Source organism: Orenia metallireducens, assembly GCF_003001995.1.
Taxonomy (GTDB): domain Bacteria; phylum Bacillota; class Halanaerobiia; order Halobacteroidales; family Halobacteroidaceae; genus Orenia; species Orenia metallireducens_B.
The window spans coordinates 148,305-161,924 of record NZ_PVNB01000002.1 but is presented as its reverse complement, the minus strand read 5'-3'; the positions used below and the strand labels follow the sequence as shown (position 1 = coordinate 161,924).

18 protein-coding genes and 1 riboswitch are annotated in these 13,620 nt (G+C 32.8%); of the genes, 8 read left to right on the top strand and 10 right to left on the bottom strand.

The features are described 5' to 3' along the window. Positions 1-31 precede the first annotated feature (31 nt). The gene (locus BX659_RS02315; RefSeq protein WP_106231602.1) at positions 32-631 is read left to right on the top strand and encodes a hypothetical protein; all 600 of its coding nucleotides are present in this window, start codon (positions 32-34) and stop codon (positions 629-631) included. A gap of 87 nt (positions 632-718) precedes the next feature. On the opposite strand, the gene BX659_RS18915 is transcribed toward BX659_RS02315, so the two are convergent. Further along, a complete protein-coding gene (locus BX659_RS18915; RefSeq protein ID WP_181186403.1) occupies positions 719-1,924 on the bottom strand; it encodes a hypothetical protein in 1,206 nt (401 codons plus the stop codon). Between the two features lie 87 nt (positions 1,925-2,011). Further along, positions 2,012-3,079 (bottom strand): hypothetical protein, encoded by a 1,068-nt coding sequence (locus BX659_RS02300; RefSeq protein ID WP_106231596.1) that lies wholly within the window; start codon positions 3,077-3,079, stop codon positions 2,012-2,014. A gap of 375 nt (positions 3,080-3,454) precedes the next feature. On the opposite strand from BX659_RS02300, the gene BX659_RS02295 reads away from it, so the two are divergent. The 3 genes from BX659_RS02295 to nhaC all read left to right on the top strand — a co-directional run bounded on the left by BX659_RS02295 (position 3,455) and on the right by nhaC (position 5,567). Then, positions 3,455-3,769 (top strand): hypothetical protein, encoded by a 315-nt coding sequence (locus BX659_RS02295; protein ID WP_097016209.1) that lies wholly within the window; start codon positions 3,455-3,457, stop codon positions 3,767-3,769. 169 nt (positions 3,770-3,938) lie between these two features. After that, positions 3,939-4,124, top strand: a complete 186-nt coding sequence (locus BX659_RS02290) for a type Z 30S ribosomal protein S14 (RefSeq protein WP_097016208.1) — start codon at positions 3,939-3,941, stop codon at positions 4,122-4,124. Between the two features lie 69 nt (positions 4,125-4,193). Beyond that, entirely contained in the window at positions 4,194-5,567 is a 1,374-nt protein-coding gene (nhaC, locus tag BX659_RS02285) for a Na+/H+ antiporter NhaC (RefSeq protein WP_106231594.1), read from the top strand. A gap of 61 nt (positions 5,568-5,628) precedes the next feature. On the opposite strand, the gene spoVB is transcribed toward nhaC, so the two are convergent. Next, positions 5,629-7,179, bottom strand: coding sequence for a stage V sporulation protein B (gene spoVB / locus BX659_RS02280; RefSeq protein ID WP_258176093.1), 1,551 nt, complete (start codon positions 7,177-7,179; stop codon positions 5,629-5,631). A gap of 180 nt (positions 7,180-7,359) precedes the next feature. Here spoVB and BX659_RS02275 point away from each other — a divergent pair, with 180 nt between their 5' ends. Together BX659_RS02275 and BX659_RS18910 are read left to right on the top strand one after the other, a co-directional pair. Then, complete coding sequence (locus tag BX659_RS02275; RefSeq protein ID WP_106231592.1) at positions 7,360-7,812, top strand: DUF5667 domain-containing protein; 453 nt, start codon at positions 7,360-7,362, stop codon at positions 7,810-7,812. A 141-nt stretch (positions 7,813-7,953) separates the two neighbouring features. After that, on the top strand, positions 7,954-8,103 hold the full coding sequence (locus BX659_RS18910) for a hypothetical protein (RefSeq protein WP_172431790.1): 150 nt from the start codon (positions 7,954-7,956) through the stop codon (positions 8,101-8,103). A gap of 30 nt (positions 8,104-8,133) precedes the next feature. On the opposite strand, the gene BX659_RS02270 is transcribed toward BX659_RS18910, so the two are convergent. Further along, the gene (locus tag BX659_RS02270) at positions 8,134-8,346 is read right to left on the bottom strand and encodes a DUF1540 domain-containing protein (protein ID WP_097016205.1); all 213 of its coding nucleotides are present in this window, start codon (positions 8,344-8,346) and stop codon (positions 8,134-8,136) included. A 124-nt stretch (positions 8,347-8,470) separates the two neighbouring features. On the opposite strand from BX659_RS02270, the gene BX659_RS02265 reads away from it, so the two are divergent. Next, a complete protein-coding gene (locus BX659_RS02265) occupies positions 8,471-8,926 on the top strand; it encodes a hypothetical protein (RefSeq protein ID WP_097016204.1) in 456 nt (151 codons plus the stop codon). On the opposite strand, the gene BX659_RS02260 is transcribed toward BX659_RS02265, so the two are convergent. The 6 genes from BX659_RS02260 to thiT all read right to left on the bottom strand — a co-directional run bounded on the left by BX659_RS02260 (position 8,927) and on the right by thiT (position 12,792). Then, complete coding sequence (locus BX659_RS02260) at positions 8,927-9,862, bottom strand: tyrosine recombinase XerC (protein ID WP_097016203.1); 936 nt, start codon at positions 9,860-9,862, stop codon at positions 8,927-8,929. Positions 9,863-10,533: 671 nt separating this feature from the next. Continuing rightward, a complete protein-coding gene (locus BX659_RS02255) occupies positions 10,534-10,929 on the bottom strand; it encodes a ribosomal maturation YjgA family protein (RefSeq protein WP_106231591.1) in 396 nt (131 codons plus the stop codon). 95 nt (positions 10,930-11,024) lie between these two features. Then, the gene (locus BX659_RS18905; protein WP_172431789.1) at positions 11,025-11,195 is read right to left on the bottom strand and encodes a hypothetical protein; all 171 of its coding nucleotides are present in this window, start codon (positions 11,193-11,195) and stop codon (positions 11,025-11,027) included. Positions 11,196-11,270: 75 nt separating this feature from the next. Continuing rightward, positions 11,271-11,564, bottom strand: coding sequence for a 4Fe-4S dicluster domain-containing protein (locus BX659_RS02250; protein ID WP_097016201.1), 294 nt, complete (start codon positions 11,562-11,564; stop codon positions 11,271-11,273). A 128-nt stretch (positions 11,565-11,692) separates the two neighbouring features. After that, positions 11,693-12,331, bottom strand: a complete 639-nt coding sequence (locus tag BX659_RS02245; RefSeq protein WP_106231589.1) for a thiamine diphosphokinase — start codon at positions 12,329-12,331, stop codon at positions 11,693-11,695. Beyond that, on the bottom strand, positions 12,331-12,792 hold the full coding sequence (gene thiT / locus BX659_RS02240) for an energy-coupled thiamine transporter ThiT (protein WP_106231588.1): 462 nt from the start codon (positions 12,790-12,792) through the stop codon (positions 12,331-12,333). Before thiT ends, BX659_RS02245 begins: the two co-directional genes overlap by 1 nt. A gap of 71 nt (positions 12,793-12,863) precedes the next feature. Beyond that, positions 12,864-12,962, bottom strand: a riboswitch (TPP riboswitch). Between the two features lie 235 nt (positions 12,963-13,197). Between thiT and BX659_RS02235 the strand changes: the two genes are divergently transcribed. Further along, positions 13,198-13,581: a hypothetical protein gene (locus tag BX659_RS02235; RefSeq protein ID WP_097016198.1), complete on the top strand. Its 384-nt coding sequence runs from the start codon at positions 13,198-13,200 to the stop codon at positions 13,579-13,581. Positions 13,582-13,620: the final 39 nt, after the last annotated feature.

Sequence of the window (13,620 nt, the reverse complement as noted above, 5' to 3'; positions counted from 1 at the left end):
TTGAGAAAATAATGATTAGGAGGTGCTATGGGTGAGAAAATTTTTAAATATTGGTCATCCGCGAAGTGGTACTGGCTTCACCTCTAAGTTATTAAAAAAATTTGCTTATGATGTTGGGCATGAGGTCTTAGGTGAAGATGGGATCAGCAGTTGGATGTTTGCTGTTGAAGAGGATCAGTTTTGGGGACCACGTGGAGTTAATAGAAAAAATTATGAATTTGAGCATCTGATTATGAATATTAGAAAGCCTTTAGATATTATCTCTAGTGTACTGTATACTGAAAATACTGTCCCTGTCAGCTATAACTTAAGAGCAAAGTATATTGACTTTACAGGGTTGAATGAGATAGAGAAAGCAGTTAAAAGTGTATTAGGCTGGTATAAGATAATTCAAGCTCAGAACCCAGAGTTGATTCTTAAAGTAGATGCCAACCCAGAACAGACCTTATACTATTATCTAAGGTATCAATTAGAAGAAGATGTAGAATTTCCTTTGGAAACTTTGCCTACTAATGTTAATGCTAGAAAGCATTCTAAATTAAGCTATGAAGAGATTAAGAAGAACTGTAATCAGGAATTGATTATAGAGTATAGGTTCTTTTGTGATTTTTATGGATATTCTTATAGTTGATTTTAGTTTTTTAAGTATTTATTATTACGATATATAAATAAAGCGTATTGGATATATCCAATACGCTTTATTCTTCTATTGATTAGATTATTCTTGTGCTTCACAAGGCTGGGGGTTAATATTGACTGAATTTCCTGCAAACTCAAATTCTGCCCGATAGACTATATCATCATCGTCAAAGTCTTCAGAGCAGGAGACTACAGGACAGAAGATAGTGATAGTTCCTTCATCATCTTCACCAGGAACTTCAGTTAAAGTTATACGGAAGTTACATAACTCACCATTCCACTCTCCTATTCCTTCAATCACTGCTGTATCATCAGTTGGGCAGGTCACTGAACATAATTCTCCTACGTTAAATGGACTACCTCCAACTTGTTGGTATAGAAGAGAGTTATCTCCTTCTATATAGGTTATTTGGCTACCATTAACCATACATCCTGTGCAGACTTCAACCATTAAGCTACAATCACAAGGGCAACCATCACCGATAATAATATCACAGTCATCAATTGTTGCTCCAGGCGCAGTTGTTACTTGGCAAAAACAAACTTGCTCAGGCTCGGCTGTAGTGGTAGTAGTTGAAGTAGTAGTTGAAGTAGTAGTTGAAGTAGTAGTTGTTGTGGTAGTAGTAGTATCGGTAGTAGTTGTGGTTGTTGAAGTAGTAGAGGTCGTAGTTGTTGTGGTAGTAGTTGTTGTAACTGGACATGGGCCACAAGCAAAGACAAGGTCACCAGTTATTTCCCAAACAGCATCTCCGCCACCAATTTCATCACAAGTAGTAGGAGCGTTGAAAGTAGCAGTTATATTATCAGCTCTGATAACTCTAAGGTTATCGCAACTAGTATCAGTTCCGCCAATACAAACAGGAACTTCATCAGGAACACAGATTATTCCTTCACAGCATACAGGAGCTTGAGAACCAGTATCTAAAGCTGAATCACTAGCTACACAGAATCCACCTATAAATTTAATGCATCCTTCAATCAATACTTGTTTTACAGCAATTTCACCAAAAGTATCTTGAAGAACACAATCAATTGTTCTACAGCTAAAGCATCCTTCATCTTCTAAGAAGTAAGCAGCGATATCAAAGTTATCTTCAATATATGCAGCTCTCTCTTCTGGAGGTGCTGGTATAGTAAAGCCACCTGGAATAACTAAGGTACAACAAAAGCTTATAGTTTCAAGTGGAGTGTCACATGGGTTTAAATCCCCAATATCACCGCATCCTTCTGGACAACCAGGGCAATCAACCTGTTGTTGTATTATAGTTGTTTTACTCTCTGCCATTTTTTCACCTCTTTCCTAATTTATTTAAAGTAAAAAAATTGATAAAAGAAGTGTGGGATTATTAACCCACACTGTAGAAAGATATTATTATTCACATGGGCCACAAGCAAAGACAAGGTCACCAGTTATTTCCCAAACAGCATCTCCGCCACCAATTTCATCACAAGTAGTAGGAGCGTTGAAAGTAGCAGTTACATTATCAGCTCTGATAACTCTAAGGTTATCGCAACTAGTATCAGCTCCGCCAATACAAACAGGAACTTCATCAGGAACACAGATTATTCCTTCACAGCATACAGGAGCTTGAGAACCAGTATCTAAAGCTGAATCACTAGCTACACAGAATCCACCTATAAATTTAATGCATCCTTCAATCAATACTTGTTTTACAGCAATTTCACCAAAAGTACCTGCAACAACAACACAATCAATTGTTCTACAGCTAAAGCATCCTTCATCTTCTAAGAAGTAAGCAGCGATATCAAAGTTATCTTCAATATATGCAGCTCTCTCTTCTGGAGGTACTGGTATAGTAAAGCCACCTGGAATAACTAAGGTACAACAAAAGCTTATAGTTTCAAGTGGAGTGTCACATGGGTTTAAATCCCCAATATCACCACATCCTTCTGGACAGCCAGGACAATCAACCTGTTCAAGCGTTACTTTTTCATCAGCCATTTTATCACCTCCTTTCAAAGAATTTTCTTCTTTCATCTTCTGAAGGGCAATTTCAATAATTGATTCCTGTTGATCAACTAACTCTTCTTTTAATGTATTAAATTCCATCTTCAATTCCTTTAATTCCTCTATTATTGCAGGATTATTCAATTTTTCTTCAATTATATTTTCAATATTTATCTTACTCATAATCTGATCATCTTCAAGTATCTGTCTGACCTGCTTAGTTAAATTATCATCAGTTAAGCTATCTGTAAATAGATTCTCTTCTGTTAAGTCAACAATATCTACTCTTTGATCTGATAAATCTACTTCAATCTTTTTATTATCAATAAACTGTTCGTCCATTAGAAACTTTACCTCCCTTCTTAATTTATTACCTATTAAATTATGTAAAAAATTCTGTAATTCTCCTAATTGTCTATTATTCATATTGAACAGTTCAATAGTCACATTAACCAAGGTATTAAAATCCATAGACAATCCCCTTTCATATTAAAGATAGACTAGAGACTTGATAGGTTATAATATTCAAAGGACTGCCTAAATGGCACATGAAAAATATATTTGTTTTAACATTAAATACTATTAATTTAGATTATCAGTGATTAACTATTGATTTCTTGTGATTATTTGTTATTATAATATGAGCTTAGTTATAAATCTGTGAAGAATATAATGTTATTTATGTTAATAAATGAGTTGATTTCTTTTCTTTACCCGCTCTATTCACATGATATGCAGTGGATAAATAGGTGTGAGTGATTTATAGAAAAGATTTTTCTATAAAGTCGCAGACCAAGGTAAGGTTAAGGCTAAGTTTAAGTAATTTTAGAGAGGAGAGATCTTTAAATGAAAGAGAGAATAAAGAAATTATTGATAACAGGGTGTATCTTTATAGGAGCTACTATAGTTGTTCTGTTGTTAATCTCGATAATAAGAGGGATACCTTTGACATTAATCAAGATCAGTAATGCTTTATTTAGTGAATTTTTAATTCTGTTAGTTTTAGCTTCTTTTCTAGCTATTAAAGAGGAATTTCTATTTAAGATTAAGGAAAGTAAAGAGGGAAGGGAAAAAGGAGGTGATAATTTAAATCGTGGACTAGAATTGATTATTATCTCTTTACCGATAGTAATTATGAGTATTTTAATTACTTTAATTTAAAGTTATATTATGATAGATTTTAGATAATTATAGAGGTTTTAAGCTTAATAGCGATCGAATTTGTATTATAAATCGATATATGTTATAATAAATTGATATTTTCTAATTGATAATTTAATCAAAATAAGATATTAATAAAGGAATTTCCTAGATAGAAAGGGGGTATATTGTGGCTCGTAAAGCAAAAGTCAATAAAGCAAATAGAAAACCTAAATTTTCTACAAGAAAAGAACACAGATGCCGTAAGTGTGGAAGACCTCATGGTGTTATCCGCAAATTTGAATTATGTAGACTCTGTTTTAGAGAACTAGCTCACGAAGGTAAATTACCAGGAGTTAAGAAAGCTAGTTGGTAAATCTATGATAGACCTCCTGAGATGGGGGTCTTTTTTATGTTAAATTAATTTCAAGGGAGATGAAAGCAGATGAATAGCAAGGAACCAAATATACTCTTAGCTTTAATCGTAATCGCAGTAAGTATTCTAATTTTAAGTGTAGGGATTTTAGGGTTGAAAGTAGCTCCTCAAATTCCATTATTATTCTCTACAGCTATAGTAGCAATAGTAGCGTTATATCTAGGTTATTCATGGAAGGAGATACAGGATAGTATCATCAAAGGAATTAATATCGGCTTACCTTCTATCTTGATTTTAATGATCGTTGGAACTGTAATTGGAACTTGGATTTTAAGTGGGACGGTACAGACTATGATTTATTATGGCTTAAACTTATTATCACCAAAGATATTCTTAGTAGCTACAGTATTAATCTGTGGGATTGTATCTTTAGCTACAGGCAGCTCTTGGACAACTGTTGGAACTGTTGGTGTGGCCTTGATCGGCATTGCTCAAAGCTTGAATATTCCTCTGCCTATAACTACAGGAGCAATCGTCTCTGGTGCTTTTTTTGGAGATAAGATGTCTCCCCTTTCTGATACTACGAATTTGGCCCCAGCAGTAGCAGAGAGTACTTTATTTGAGCATATCAAGCATATGTTCTATACTGTAACTCCTAGTTTGATTATATCTTTAATTCTATATTGGATTTTAGGTGCTAAATATACGACAGGGGCAATCGATGCTGAGAAGATTAATATAATCTTAAATAATTTAAATGGAGCTTTTTATATCAGTCCAGTCTTATTGATTCCACCGATTTTGGTAGTCCTGTTAGCTATTAGAAAATCTCCTGCTTTACCTACTTTACTCTTGGCTACATTGCTAGGGGGAGTGTTTGGAATGATATTTCAGGAAGCTAGTTTAACAGAAGTGATTAATGTGATGCATTATGGTTATCAGAGTCAAAGTGGGGTAGAGTTTATCGACAAACTTCTAACTAGAGGTGGCTTACATAATATGCTCTGGTCTGTCTCTTTAATCTTAATCTCTCTATCCTTTGGAGGGGTACTTGATAAGACTAGGGTGTTAAAGGTGATTTTAAAGAAGATATCTACTATGGTCAAGAGTCGAGGAAACCTTGTCCTAGTTACAGTCTTGACCTGTTTAGGGGTTAATATTTTATTGGCAGACCAATACTTATCTATTATTTTACCAGGTAAGATGTATGCTCATGCCTATCAGAAGTTGAAGCTAGCTCCTAAGAATCTTTCTAGAGTATTAGAGGATTCAGGGACATTATTTAATGCGATAGTCCCTTGGGGCTTAAGTGGGGCCTTTATTGCTAATACCTTAGATGTACCAGTATTAGAATATCTGCCTTATTCCTTCCTGTGTTTGATTACACCGATTATTTCTATCATTTATGCTTATACTGGTTTTACTATGGAGAAAATCAAATAAAGTATACAACAAATTTTGAGCCACAGGTTTAAACCTGTGGCTATTATTATCAATGCTATAGCTATTTAATTTTTTTGAAATCATCGCTACTGATTCCGTTAGTCCAGACCAAGAAGGCAAAGTAAAAGAGGGTACTTATAATGATGGAAGTACTTAAGCTCAATACAGAACTAGAAGAGATATAGTCCATCATTTGATAGACCTGTCTTAAGGTTAAAAAGACTATAGTACTTGCTAATAGTGGTTTGATAAAGAGATGATTGATAGGCAGTTTTAACTTTACAAATTTAGAGATTGACTTAAAGTTCAATACAGCAACAATCAAATACCTAATTCCAATTGCTAGGGTAATTATCTTAAAAGCAAGGGTAGAGGGGAAGTAAATAACTGAATAGATCATCCCTATCTCTGCTAACAAGCCAAGCACTGAGTTCTTTACCACTAAATTTGGTTTGCCTAAGCCTTGTAAAATTCCTCCAGAGATCTGTGCTAAATATAAGAAGATAGCTGGAATTGCTATTATTCTTAAAACATCTCCACTTTGAGGATGGTTAAAGAATAAATTACAGATTTCATTAGGGACTATAAAGAGGATACTTACAGCCAATAGTCCAAAATAGAAGGTCAATCTAATGGCTTCATGAGCCCTTTTTCTAATAGCCTGCTCATTATTTTGGGCTAAGGATTCAGAGATAGCTGGAACTAGATTAGAGCTTAAGGCTATAGTGATAATAGTCGGTAAGTAGATAAGCTGTAAGACCATCCCCGAAAGTTGTCCGTATAAAGATGTAGCTTCAGAGATGCTATAGCCAACCTGCTGTAATTTTCCTGGAATGGTGATTGCTTCGACAGTATACATTAATGAAGCTACTATTCTACCAATAGTAATCGGTATGCCAAACTTCATTAAATTTTTAACGATAGTTATAGTAGATTCAGCTTTTTTATTATCTCTATATTTGCGTAGCTGAGGTAAGTAATACATAAAGATAGCCCCTAGAGTTAATAATCCTACAAACTCTCCTGCCGATGTTCCGATTGCTGGGGCTAGAGTTTTAGATTTTAAGGAAGTATCTATCAGCTTTGCCAACAGTAATAAAGTGATAGTCATTCTGGCTATCTGCTCAATGATTTGTGAAATAGCTGTGGGTGTCATAATCCTTAAGCCTTGAAAGAAGCCTCTTAGGATTGATGAGATACTAACAAATAGTAAGGCTGGTGTAATTGCTAATAGAATATGGTTGGTTCTAGTATCGTTTAACAGATTAGCTGCAATAAAATCGGTATTTTTAGCAAATAGTGATACTACTAGTATAGTACTACCTACTACAATCAACAATGAAATTTTAAAAATCTTTAGGGCATTGCGATATCTATTTTGAGCAACCTCTTTAGAGACGAATTTAGAAATGGCTACTGGTAGTCCAAGGGTAGTGATGATAGAACAGGTTACAAAGATAGGAAAGACCATCTGAAATAGTCCCAATCCCTCATCACCAATTATTCTAACTAGTATGATTCTTAAGATAAAGCCTAAAACCCTATTTAAAAGACCTGCTATCATCAGAATAAAGGCACCTTTAATTAATGACTGTTGTTTTATTATAATCACTCCTTTTTTTATTAGGTAGTTGGGGGTAAGACGTTAATATATACTATAGTCTATTAAGGTAAGGATTATAATTATTACTTTTTCTATTAATAAATAGCAGTGTCGATTAAGAATAATTATAGAAATTTAAAGAGGGTTAAGGATTTTGCTGTGGAATAAATTATAAGGGAGGTGAGAAGGTTGCTAAAAAAGACAATTATAATCACACTATTATTTGCTCTAATTACTATTCCTGTTCTAGCTAAAGAAGAAGAACCTCTACCTAAAAAGGGACTTGGCCCTGATTCACCTTTTTATTTCTTAGATAAGACAGAAGAGAGTATCAGTTACTTATTTGCTTCTAAGAAGGATAAGGTTAAGTTGAAGTTTAGAAATTCTTATGAAAGATTATTAGAAGCCAAGGATCTGTTCAAAAAAGATAAGGATGATAAGGCTAAAGAACTATTTAAAGAAGCTTTAAATGAATTCTCCGAAGCTCTTAGATTGTCTAAAGAGTATGTCGCTGATAGTGAAGAATTTAAGAGGATTAAGGTTGAGATAACTAATACAATTGAAGAGTTGAAGGATTTAATAGTTGAAAATAACTTATCGATTGAAGCTTTAAAGGAGAAGGTCAATGGCTTCTTTGATTGAGTTGATCTTAAATTAAGTTCTACTAATTGATTCTAAAAAGGTCACCTAGCTAGGTGACCTTTTTAGTTACCGTTAACAGTAACGAAATTGCTTTATCTTAAATATATTGGATTAAGTAGTACTTATTAAGGGGGAGGAGGTATGAAAGATAGCGAGATAGAGCATCTAATTAGAGTTGCCAAAAACTTAAAGGCTAAACGGGACAAGAATCAAATTACAGCTTTTGAAGAGGCAGAACTTAAAGAAATATATAAATTATTAATAGTTAAAGATAAAGAGAGACGGAGTTGAATAACTCCGTCTTTTCAGTAGTAAATTTTGTTATTGTTTAGGTTTAAAGGTCACACATTGGGTAGAGTGGGAATTAGCAGATGGTGCAGGCTTGTCAAGTCTACCAGCCTCCATATCACCCATCTTAGTTCCAAATTCAATATTGCTTACTTGGATTTTACTTGCTGTACAGATATCTCCTTCTCCATAATAATGGCAATTGTTTACATTACAGGCAACCTCAATGCATTTCATGTTTGCCATAAAATCACCTCCTAATATTAGGGTGTTCGATTTTTAGCTTTTTATACTGGAAATGTATTTGTTCTTAAGATAAAGGGCAATCTAAAGTATAAGGTATTAGTAATAACACAACAGAGGTGATAGCATGACAACAACAGACATTCAAAATATCAGCAATGACTATGAAAAGTTAATGGACCATCAATTTAATTTACTACAAGATATGATAAATCTATCGGATTATGTGATTTATCAGGAATATCAGGATTTACAACTGTTAAAGACAGGGCGTAAATTATTAAATAAGATGATAGAGATTAATAAACTTAATATCGAATTAATTGATAATTTTCCAGAAGAAGAAGAAGTTAAGTTTATTATAAAGCAGTATCAAAACTATCAATTAGATCCTATATATAAGATAGAGGAAGAGATTAAGAATCTAGAAGTAATTCTAGAAGACATCGAGGAAGTTAGTGAAAATTATAACAATGTCGATGAAGACTTCCTGATAGACACGATGGACACTATAGTAATGATAGCTACTTATAATCTTAGAGATTATGAGAACACTCTTAAGGATACCTTCGGTATAATGTAGTTATAGTTTTGGTAGTTGTTCAACAGCACGTTTACGTTCTTCTTTGTCAGTATGGGTATAGATTTGGGTTGTAGAGATGTTACTATGACCCAATAATTCCTGTAAAACTCTTAAATCCTTAGTCTCTTTATATAACATAGAAGCAAATGTATGGCGTAATTTATGAGGGGTTACGTCATTAGCATTCTTGACCCCAGCAAGCTTAGCATATTTTTTAACCATCATTTGAACTGTTCGTATATTGATTCTGTTACCACGATTTGATAAGAACAGGGCTTGAGTAGCATCATCATTATTTGCTTCAATTTGGGCTCTATCTGGCAAATAGTTTTTAACGGCCAAGATAACCTCTTCATGTAGAGGGACATAGCGCTCTTTATTACCTTTACCATAGAATTTAATAGAGTTATCCTCATAATTGATATCATCAAGATCTAAGTTGACTAGCTCAGAGATACGTAATCCACAGTATAAAAACATCTTATTAATCGCCAAATCACGGCTACGAGCTTTAGAATTATAGTTTTCTATGGCTTTTAGATAATCATTAATATCAGTTCCTTTTAAGTAGACTGGCTCAGATTTTAAATTGACCTTAGTAGCATCTATAGCTAAAGTTGGGTTATGGGGTAATAGATTTCTTTTAACCAAAAAATTGAAGAAGGAACGCAAACTATATAATTTACGATTACGGGTTGCAGCTGAATTATCATTGATTAAGATGATGTCACTTAAAAATTCGGCTAATTGAAACTGATTGATTTCATCTATAGTCAGTCGATCAACATTACAATCAAATTCATCTTCAAGATATCTAGCAAATAGATTTAAATCAGATTTATATTCTTTGATAGTTAATTTGGAATAACCACGTTCGGCTATTAGGTATTTCATAAAGCTCTTAACTGCTTGTCTATATTTTAAGTTTTGTTGCAAAGTAATTGCACCTCCAAGATATTAAATTGCTCTGTATATCTAAATTATAATATTTTTAACGATATAATTCAAATTACCAAGTTTTTAATCCTCTTTTTCTTTCTATTTTCGCAAAATTCACATTTTGCGAAATAATATAAAGGTATAATCCCACTCCCCTCTTTTGATTCATGTACACTAGTTTCTAAACTAAAACACAACACTCCATCTTATTTAATCTTTATCATCTTTTTCTTATGTGGTAACCTAGGATTTATTATCGATATTTGAAATTGTATTATCAATAGCATTATTTGTAATTATTCTATAGAAAATATATAGAAACCGATTAATATTTCATATTAAAAAGCATGATTAATTCTTAAAGAATAAAAATAATCTTTTAGCAACGAATCTTACTAATTATCTCGAATTTAAAACAATAAGTACTTAAAAATATTGATTTATAACTTCTGTTTTTGATTCGTAGAATTGGCATTAATTCGTTGCTAAATTAATTCAATTTTTTTCATGTTCTATATATTGATTTAATGAGTGCTATCAGCCAAAAACTACACTTTATCACACTAAAGCACAGAGCTTAAAAATGCAAAATTATAATTTTTACTGTGGATTTGTACATCTCAAAGTAATCTTGTTTTTGATAATTATTGAATGAATTTTAGATTCTATTATATATTATTTATCTTCTTTTGCTCAGAATCAATTAACTTTATATCTATGTAGTAAACGAGAAGCCCTCCTAAAAGATAAAAGAGTAAATCAATAGGATCAAAGGTTGCTCCTAACACTATTTTGGCTATTTTATTTTCAGATAGACCTATATACTTGATAAGATTCAAATATTGAAACCCCTCTACCATAAAGAAGGTTAATATTACTATAAAGCTAAGAAGCTTAGAATCAACTTGATAAAAAGACTTAATCAAGGAGTATGTAAAGACTACAATAAGCAAATCTCCAAGTACACCTCTAATGAAATAATAGTTGGAAAAGAACACTACAATCAACAGACCTAATATAAAAGAAAACAAAGCCAAGCCCATATATGACAATCTAGTTTTCATCTCATTCACCTCACTAGTTGGACAAACTAATATTCTTCCTTAAAATTAAAGCTCTTGCTAAATCAGCAAGAGCTTCTAGTTAACTGTTATTCCACTTACTCCTCATCATAAATGATATCATCTATCTCAATTGCACTAAAGTCTGCTTCGATATCGATACAGTCCATACAGTTATTACACTCCTTACTTCTATCTAAGTCACAAACTAAACATTCTCCACAGTCATTACAAATCTTTTCCTTTAAAACACACTCTTCTGCCGACATCTAATTTACCTCCTGTTTAATAGACTATCTTCTTTATCTATGTTAGTTTAACATATAGTGGATAGAAAATAAAGTTTACTTTCTTTTTCTATCAGAAGTATCTTCTCCATTTTCTTTAACTTCTATAAATTCTAATTGAAGAGCATCTGTAGGACACTTTTTCATACAATGACCTTCACCTAAACATTTACTAGGTGCTAATAATTTAGCCTTGTAACCAGAAGAGGTGTTGACCATCATCAATACATCTTGCCCACAGGCCTTAACACAAGCAGCACAACCGATGCATTTATCCCAATCAACATCAACAAGATAAGTCAAAGTGTACTTCTCCCCACCCCTTGTTCTTCCTGTATAATAATCTGTCATTATAACCTCCTGTATAACAAAGCAGTTATTATACTAATATATTAAAAGAAGACCGAATATGTGAATTCATTATAATTCTAATAAATAAAAAAGACTAACCAGTGTAGGTTAGCCTCATAACTTACTATTTAATTATTAATTATCATCAACAGTTTACCACTAGCTAGTTTTATCTTAGCCGGACTCTCTTGTACGATATTACTCAAGCCCAAAGTGTCTCCTCGCTTAAAACTGGCATCCTCTAGTCCATACTTAAAACCTTCCAAATAAACCCCTGTTACTTCATCGCTTAAAGGTAATAAAGAGAGAGTCTTGTCAACTTCATTTACTAGAATCTTTTCTTTACAAACTATCTCTACCTGTTCTTTAGGACTGATGAATTTAATTTTAGTATCAAATTCTACTAAGAAATCTAAGAGATAGAGATTAGCCAAAGTATGATCTAGACGTCCGCCAAGACCTGCAAAGATAATAATCTCTTTATACTCTAGTCCAATTAACTCTTCCAAAATAAGTTGAGTATCGGTCTTATCTTTAGCTACAGGATATTTAGCAAATTCGACCTGTTCTGTTTGATAATGTTCTAACGCCTTAGAAGAGATTGAATCCAAATCACCTAAAATCAAATCAGGAATTAGCCCTAATTTATAAGCATGATCCGCTCCTCCATCGGCACAGACTACTTTATCTGCTGCTTTAATATAATTTAAATAAAAATCATCATCACCTATTAGCTCCCCGTTGATAAATAGGATTGCTCGCTCCACTATTTTAATTCCTGACTCTTATTGATAGTAGCTAGAGGGGTGTTTTCTAATCCTTTACTTAATAGTACCATAGCTATTATCGTTATTACGATTTGAGGAATCATATAGCTTGCATTATAACCTAAAGAGTAAACCCAGACATCTATACCTTCAGGGGCATACTCCCCAAAAAAGACTACCCCTGAAATCACATGGGCTAAGAATCTAAAGCTAGAGCCTAAGATTATTGCCATACTTATCAAAATAGATCTGACTTTAAAAGAACTCTTAGTAATTAATTTAGCAACTAATCCCGCTAACCCCACAAGACCATAAGCTAAAGGATAATCAAGAATTGCTTGTAGAGGATAGTAGATACTAGCTCCCAGTAACAATTGCAACAGACCATATGTAGTACCTAGAAAGAACCCTTCTCTCCAACCCCAGCGTTCTGTTAGTTTTCTAATCTTTATATTCTCCATCAATATCATCCCTTCTATATTAAATTAGCTTATCTATATAAAAAACCACTCTTAAGAGAGTGGTTACAATTAATATTATACTTCCACTTCCCTACGCAGGTATTATCCCAATCAGGTTTAAGGGTTAGAGCAAAGCTCTTCTCAGCCTAGAGGCACCCCCAGTGCTTCTATTCAATTATATATATAATATTATTAAATCAAAGATAATTATAACAGACTATAAGGAAAACTTCAATAAAATCCTCCTCTTTAGTTAGTGAATTTCAAAATCTAATTAGGCCAGCAACTTGATTTATATTGAAAAGTCTCTGTAATATGTTAAAATATTAATATAGGATTTTAATAAAAGCTTGGCAATTATTTTTATTTTAGCTTAAAACTACATTAAAAGGAGGAGAGATTTTGATGAATATAGAGTTAGTAATAGGAGTTTCTTTTGTAATAATGATCTTAGCCCAAGGGACAATTCTTTTAAAAAATCTAAAATCTAATCATGAAAAAGACTCACAAGAAGTGCTTAATTTATTCTTCAGATTTATCTCTAATAGTTCTTTGTATATTGTAGCTTTATTAATTTATATTACTTCTCAAAACCCACAAGAACTAGCAAGTATTGATTTTACTGATTTACAGAGTTTTACTTTAGGACAAGTAACTATCTTACTTATGTTGTTTATTGACTTAGTTATTATTTTAGCTGCCCTCAGTAAGCTCTTTACAAAAACAACTAAGAAAAAAGATGCTATCTATAATGAGATCATTGATCAAAACAAAGCTAGGGAAATTTAATAGATAGCTAAGCTTTTAACACTTACAAATCACACCAAA